This window comes from Micromonospora lacuserhaii (assembly GCF_036902735.1).
Taxonomy (GTDB): Bacteria; Actinomycetota; Actinomycetes; order Mycobacteriales; family Micromonosporaceae; genus Micromonospora.
The window spans coordinates 1-6,380 of the sequence record NZ_JBAKHO010000103.1 but is presented as its reverse complement, the minus strand read 5'-3'; the positions used below and the strand labels follow the sequence as shown (position 1 = coordinate 6,380).

At 77.8% G+C, this 6,380-nt stretch carries 6 protein-coding genes; all 6 read right to left on the bottom strand.

The genetic code is table 11. The annotated features are described in order from the left end of the window. Positions 1-46 precede the first annotated feature (46 nt). Positions 47-1,690, bottom strand: coding sequence for a uroporphyrinogen-III C-methyltransferase (gene cobA, locus V6U81_RS28720; RefSeq protein WP_334494142.1), 1,644 nt, complete (start codon positions 1,688-1,690; stop codon positions 47-49). Next, complete coding sequence (locus V6U81_RS28715; RefSeq protein WP_334494140.1) at positions 1,687-2,280, bottom strand: precorrin-8X methylmutase; 594 nt, start codon at positions 2,278-2,280, stop codon at positions 1,687-1,689. The genes cobA and V6U81_RS28715 overlap by 4 nt, the downstream gene beginning before the upstream one ends. A gap of 55 nt (positions 2,281-2,335) precedes the next feature. Beyond that, positions 2,336-3,412 (bottom strand): HoxN/HupN/NixA family nickel/cobalt transporter, encoded by a 1,077-nt coding sequence (locus V6U81_RS28710; protein ID WP_334494139.1) that lies wholly within the window; start codon positions 3,410-3,412, stop codon positions 2,336-2,338. Beyond that, positions 3,409-3,639, bottom strand: a complete 231-nt coding sequence (locus V6U81_RS28705) for a DUF362 domain-containing protein (protein WP_420884108.1) — start codon at positions 3,637-3,639, stop codon at positions 3,409-3,411. The genes V6U81_RS28710 and V6U81_RS28705 overlap by 4 nt, the downstream gene beginning before the upstream one ends. After that, positions 3,636-5,372 (bottom strand): precorrin-3B C(17)-methyltransferase, encoded by a 1,737-nt coding sequence (gene cobJ, locus V6U81_RS28700; protein ID WP_334494136.1) that lies wholly within the window; start codon positions 5,370-5,372, stop codon positions 3,636-3,638. The genes V6U81_RS28705 and cobJ overlap by 4 nt, the downstream gene beginning before the upstream one ends. Then, positions 5,369-6,380, bottom strand: a 1,012-nt coding sequence (locus tag V6U81_RS28695; RefSeq protein ID WP_334494134.1) for a bifunctional cobalt-precorrin-7 (C(5))-methyltransferase/cobalt-precorrin-6B (C(15))-methyltransferase, incomplete at its 5' end; no start/stop codon positions are given. The genes cobJ and V6U81_RS28695, both read right to left, overlap by 4 nt.

The window sequence follows — 6,380 nt, the reverse complement described above, 5'->3', positions numbered from 1 at the left end:
CCCAGCCGGCGGCAGCTCAGCCCGCGGCGGCCCGGCCCGCGGCGGCTCAGCCCGCGCCGACCGCCGCGACCGCGGCGAGGGCCACCACCGGCCCGACAACGAAGACCGCCGGCGGCCGGACGCCCTCCCGGGCGGCCACCTCGCCCACCTCGTCCAGCGTGGTCGGCCGCGACCGCTGCCCGGGGTGCCCGGCGTCCTGCACCATCAGCACCGGGGTGTCCGCCGCACGGCCCCCGGCCATCAGCGCCTCGGCGATCCGGCCGATGGTGTCGACCGCCATCAGCAGCACCAGCGTCCCCCGGGACCGGCCCAACGCCGCCCACTCCACCAGCGACCCGGGATGCTCCGGCGGCAGGTGCCCGGAGACGACGGTGACGTCGTGCGCGACACCCCGGTGGGTGACCGGCACGCCGGCCAGGGCGGGCGCGGCGACCGCGCTGCTCACCCCGGGGACCAGCACCGTCTCGACGCCGGCGGCGGCGCAGGCCTGGACCTCCTCGTGGCCGCGACCGAAGACGTACGGATCGCCGCCCTTGAGCCGGACCACCCGCTTCCCGGCGCGGGCGTGGTCGACCAGGGCGTCGTTGATGGTGTCCTGACCGACCGACGGGCCCCGGGGCACCTTCGCCGCGTCGACCACCAGCACGCCCGGGCGCAGCCCGGCGAGCAGGCCCTGCGGGGCGAGCCGGTCGGCGACCACCACGTCGGCGGCGTCGAGCATCGCCCTGCCCCGCACGGTGATCAGGTCGTCGGGGCCGGGGCCGCCACCCACGATGGCCACCTGCCCCGGACGCAACGCGGGCTCGTGATGATGGTGATGGTGGTGGTGGCCGCCGACCGGGTCGTCGGGGTGGTCGTGCGGGGTCTGCGGCCGCCCCACCTTGTCGGCGAAGCCGGGCATCAGCACCCGGTACGCGCAGGTGTCGCAGTTCATCCGGATGTCCCCGCGCAGCGCCTCCGCGTGCCGCTCGAGGACCAGGTCGGCGAGGGCGTCGCAGTCGCCGATCAGGTCGGCCACCCGGACGTCCAGGTCGGGGTGGGCGGCGGCGAAGTCCCCGGACTGGGCGACGATCCGGTCCGGCAGGACCCCGGCGAAGAGGAAGTACGGCGCGACCACGATCCGCCGGGCGCCGAGGCGGCGCAGCCGGTCCAGCACCGCCGGCACGGACGGCTCGGCGAGCGAGATGAAGCCCGGTTCGACGCCGGCGTAGCCCCGGCCCTCCCAGAGCAGCCGGGCCACCTTGGCGACCTCCGCGTTGGCGTCCGGGTCGGTGGAGCCCCGGCCGATCAGCGCCACCCAGGTGCCGGCCCGGTCGTCGCCGGCCAGGGCCGCGTCGATCCGCGCCTCAAGCGCGGCGTGCAGCAGCGGGTGCGGGCCGAGCGGGCGGCCGTAGCGGTAGGTCAGTCCCGGGTGGCGCTCCTGCTCGCGCGCCATCGCGGCCGGGATGTCGCCCTTGCCGTGCCCGGCGGCGGCCAGCACCAGCGGCAGCGCCACCAGGTTCCGGTGGCCGCGCGCGACGAGCGCGCCGACCGCGTCGGTGAGCGGCGGGCGGGACAGCTCGATGAAGCCGCCCTCGACGTCGCCGGCCGTGCCGGCCGCGCGGCGGCGGACCCGGTCGACGAGCGCGGCGAACTGGTCGACCCCGGCGGCGCTGCGGGTGCCGTGGCCGACGATGACCAGCGCGGTCATGATTCCTCCAGGTAGAGCAGGGCGTTCAGGGCGGCGGCGGCGACCGCCGAGCCGCCCTTCTCACCGACGTTGGACACGGCGGGCAGGCCGCTGGCCCGCAGCGCCGCCTTGGACTCGGCGGCGCCGACGAAGCCGACCGGCAGCCCGACCACCAGGGCCGGCGCCGCGTCCAGGGTGATCAGTTCGACCAGCGCGGTCGGCGCGCAGCCGACCACCCAGACCGCGCCCGGTCCGACCCGACCCAGGGCGATCCGGACAGCTGCGGCGGAGCGGGTCAGCCCGGCCTCGCGGGCGAGCGCGACGGCGGCCGGCTCGGCGACCGGGCAGACGATCTCCCGGCCGGCGCGGGTGATGCCGGCGGCGACCATCCACACGTCGGTGACGATCGGCGCGCCGGCGCGCAGTGCCGCCAGCCCCCGTTGCAGCGCCGGCTCGTCGCAGACCAGGTCGGTGACGTAGGCCAGGTCGGCGCTGGCGTGCACCACCCGCTCGGTGACCGCGCGGGTCAGCGGCGGCAGGTGGCCCAGGTCGACCCGGCCGCGCAGGATCCGGTAGGACTCCTCCTCGATCGGATGCACCACCCGGGTCACCGGGCCACCCCGGTTCGCGACTGCGGGGCTCGCAGGACCGGCTCACTCCTCGCGCTCACGACGCCACCGACCCGTACCGGCGGTCGTGGCCGAGCAGCTTCCAGAGCGCCACCGCGCCGACCCAGGCGGCCACGAAGATCCCCACCACCGCGTAGCCGAGCTGCTCGAAGTGGTCGGCGATCGAGGCGTACCCGGACAGGGCGGTCACCCCGAACCGGTCGACCAGCAGGCCGGCCAGGTAGACGCTGGCGACCAGCCCGCCGACCAGCACGGTCATCCCGGTGGTGGCCAGGTTGTACCAGAGCCGCCGGGCCGGGACCCGGTACGCCCACGAGTAGGCGCGGGTCATCAGCAGGCTGTCCGCGGTGTCCATGGCGGACATCCCGGCGGCGAAGAGCAGCGGCAGGGTGAGCAGGGCCAGCACCGGCAGGCCACCGGCGGCGGCGGTGCTGGCCGACAGGGACAGCAGGGTGACCTCGCTGGCGGTCTCCAGCCCTAGGCCGAAGAGGAAGCCGACCGGGGCCATGTGCCAGGAGGAGCGGACCAGGGAGCGGGCCCGCGAGCCGAGGATCCGGTTCATCAGCCCCCGGTTGAGCAGCAGCAGTTCCAGTTCGGACGCGTCCAGCGTGCCGGCGCGCAGCCGCTGCCAGAGCCGGGCCAGGCCGACCAGCACCACCGCGTTGAGCACCGCCACCAGCAGCAGGAACGCGGTGGCGGTGGCTGCGGCGATCACGCCGCCGACCTCGCGGACCCCGGCCAGGCCCTGCTCGGTCATGCTGGCCGAGGCGAGCCCGATCACCAGGGCCAGCAGCAGCACCACCGCGCTGTGCCCGAGGGCGAAGAAGAACCCGACGCCCACCGGCCGCCGGCCGCGCAGCAGCATCAGCCGGGTGGTGTCGTCGATGGCCGCGATGTGGTCGGCGTCGAAGGCGTGCCGCATCCCCAGCACGTACGCCAGGGTGCCCGCGCCGGCCAGCCCGCCGGCGGCGGCGGGCTGGTCGCCGAAGTACAGGTAGAGGCTCCAGCCGGCGACGTGCAGGGCGGCCACGGCGGCCACCACGCCGCCGAGGCGTACCCGCTCGGCTCGGCTCCACCGCCCGTCGGGCACGGCAGCGGTCGAGGTCGAAGTCATCGCTCTCCTCCGGATTGAAGGTGGTCGGCGGGCGGCGCCGCGCCGGTACCGGTGACGCGGATGGCGTCGACCGGGCAGATCTCCAGGCACTCCAGGCAACCGGTGCACGCCTCGGCGCGGACGGCCAGCCCGCCGGGGACGGGCCGGATCGCGTGCGTGGGGCAGGTGAGCAGGCAGGCGCCGCAGCCCTGGCAGGCGTCGATGGTCACGGGCGCGACGGCGGTCATCCGCGCCACCGGTAGCCGCGTGGGGTGACCATGCGGCCGGCGACCATCCGGGTCTGCGAGCTGCCGACCACCACCACGCTGTACATGTCGACCACCGTCGGGTCGAGGGTGGCCAGGGTGGCCAGGTGCACCCGCTCGTCGGGGCGGCTGGCGTTGCGCACCACGCCGACCGGGGTGTCGGGCGGCCGGTGCGCGGCGAAGGTGGTCAGCGCGGCGCCGAGCTGCCAGTCCCGGGCCCGGCTGCGCGGGTTGTAGAGCAGCGCCACCAGGTCGCCCTCGGCGGCGGCGGCGACCCGCCGGGCGATCACCTCCCACGGGGTGTGCAGGTCGGACAGGCTCAGGTAGACGTGGTCGTGCCCGAGCGGCGCGCCGAGCAGCGCGGACGCCGCCAGCCCAGCGGTCACCCCGGGCACCCCGACCACGTCGATCCGCTCGTCGGCGTGGTCCAGCGCCGGGCTGGCCATCGCGTACACCCCGGCGTCGCCGGAGCCGATCAGCGCGACGGCGTGCCCGGCGGTGGCCTCGGTGACCGCCGCGCGGGCCCGTTCCTCCTCCGCGCCGAGCCCGCTGGCGAGCACCCGGGTGCCCGGCCGGAGCAGGTCACGCACCTGGTCGACGTACTGGTCGAGGCCGACGACCACGGCGGCGCGGCGCAGCTCGGCGACGGCCCGCGGGGTGCGCAGGTCGGCCGCGCCGGGGCCCAGCCCGACCACGGCCAGCCGGCCGCGCGGGGCGTGCCGGGCGACCGCGACGGTGGCCATCGCCGAGGCGGTCTTCGGCACCAGCAGGGTGCCACCGCCGTACAGGGCCGCGGCCTCCGCGACGCTCGGGGTGCCGACCGCGGCCCGGACCACCTCGCTGGGGTGTGGCACGTCGACCGCGGCGAGCTGCGCCGCGGTCCGGGTCGTCAGGGGTACGCCGAGCGCGCGGGCGCTGTCCACGATGCCCGCCTCGTCGGCCTTCAGGTCGACGCTGGCCAGGCAGCGCAGGCTCGCCGCGCTCAGCCCCGCGTCGGCGAGCGCCCGGTGCAGCAGCCCGGCCACCTCGGCGGCCGGTACGCCCCGGCTCGAACCGACCCCGGCGACCAGGGACGGCGGTCGCAGCACGGCGGTCCGGGCGTCGACCGGCACCACCCGGTCGGTGACCAGCAGCCGCCAGCCCCGGTCGGCGCTGGCCGCCCCGGCGGCACCGGCGGGCTCCGGCTCGGGGCGGACGTTCTCCGGCAGGGCCGGCAGCGGCCAGGTGGCGTCGGCAACCAGCCGGACGGGCTCGCCGTCGAGGATCGCCCGGGAGACCGCCGCCACCGCCCCCTCGACCGGCCAGCCGAGGGTGTCCAGTCCGGGCAGACCGACCGCGTCGGTGGCGGTGGTGACCACCGGCCGGGCGTCGAGCAGCGCGCCGACCTCGGCGGCGAGGGCGTTGGCGCCCCCGGCGTGCCCGCCGAGCAGCGCGACCGCGTGCCGGGCGGCCTCGTCCACCACCACCACGGCCGGGTCGGTCCGCTTGTCGCCGAGCAACGGGGCGAGGATCCGGACCACCGCCCCGGTGGCCAGGAACGCGACGACCGCGTCGCACTCCGCCCAGGCGGTGCGCAGCGCGTCGGCGACGCCGGGTCCCTCGACGAGGCGGGCGTGCGGCCAGCCGGCGGCGAGGGTACGGGCGTGCCGCCGGCCGGCGGCGGTGGCCGCGACCAGCCCGATCCGGGGCGGGTCGGCGGGGTGTACGGAGGTCACGGGCGCTCCCCGGTGAGGACGACGACAGGGTTGGTGGCGGCGAGCCGGATCGACCCGCCGGGCAGGTCGGTGAGGCGGGCGGCGGCGAGTTGGCTGCCCTCGACCGTGTAGCCGGCGTCCCTGAGCAGGCGCACCGCGGGCGCGACCCGGTCCAGGGCGGCGAGGGTGACCACCACCCGGGCGGGGCGGCGGGCCGCCACCGCGGCGAGCACGTCGGTGCCGCCGCCGCCGACGAAGGCGGCGTCCGGGTCGGGCAGCCCGCGCAGCGCGTCGGGGGCGGCGCCGATGACGACGCGTACGTCGACGCCGTGCCGCGCGGCGTTGGCGGCGATCGGGGCGTCCGGGTCGCGCTCGACGGCGATCACCGCGGCGCCGAGCAGGGCGCACTCGATGCCGACGGACCCGCTGCCCGCGCCGACGTCCCAGACCAGCCGACCCAGCCGGGGGCGGAGCCGGGCGACGGCGAGCGCGCGGACCTCCGCCTTGGTGATCATCGAGTTCCGGTGGGCGTACGCGGACTCGGGCAGCGCCCAGCCGCCGGCGGGCGCGGCGGCGGGCTGGTCGTCGGCGCGCATCCCGCCGACCGTCGGGCGGCCACCGGAGGCGGTGGCCCCGGCCGGGACGCCGGGCGGCAGCGCGACGGTCGGCGCCCCGTCGGGGGCGAGGCTGAGCAGCACGTGCGGGTCGGCCCAGGCCCGGCCGGCGGCCTGCTCCGGGGTGGTCCAGGTGACCCGCTCGGCGGCGGTGCCCAGCAGCTCGGCCACCACCAGCCGGCGGGACCAGCCGGCCAGCCCGGCGCCGATCTCGGCCGCCCCGGCGCCGGGCGCGGTGAGCACCGCGACCAGGGGCAGCGCCCGGCAGGCGTTGAGCGCGGGGCCCGGGTCCCGCCCGTGCGCGGTGACCACGGCCGCGCCGTCCCAGTCCAGCCCGGCCCGGGCGAACGCGGCGGCGACCACGTCGACCGCCTGCTTGACCACCGCCATCACCTCGTCCCACTCGCCCTCGACG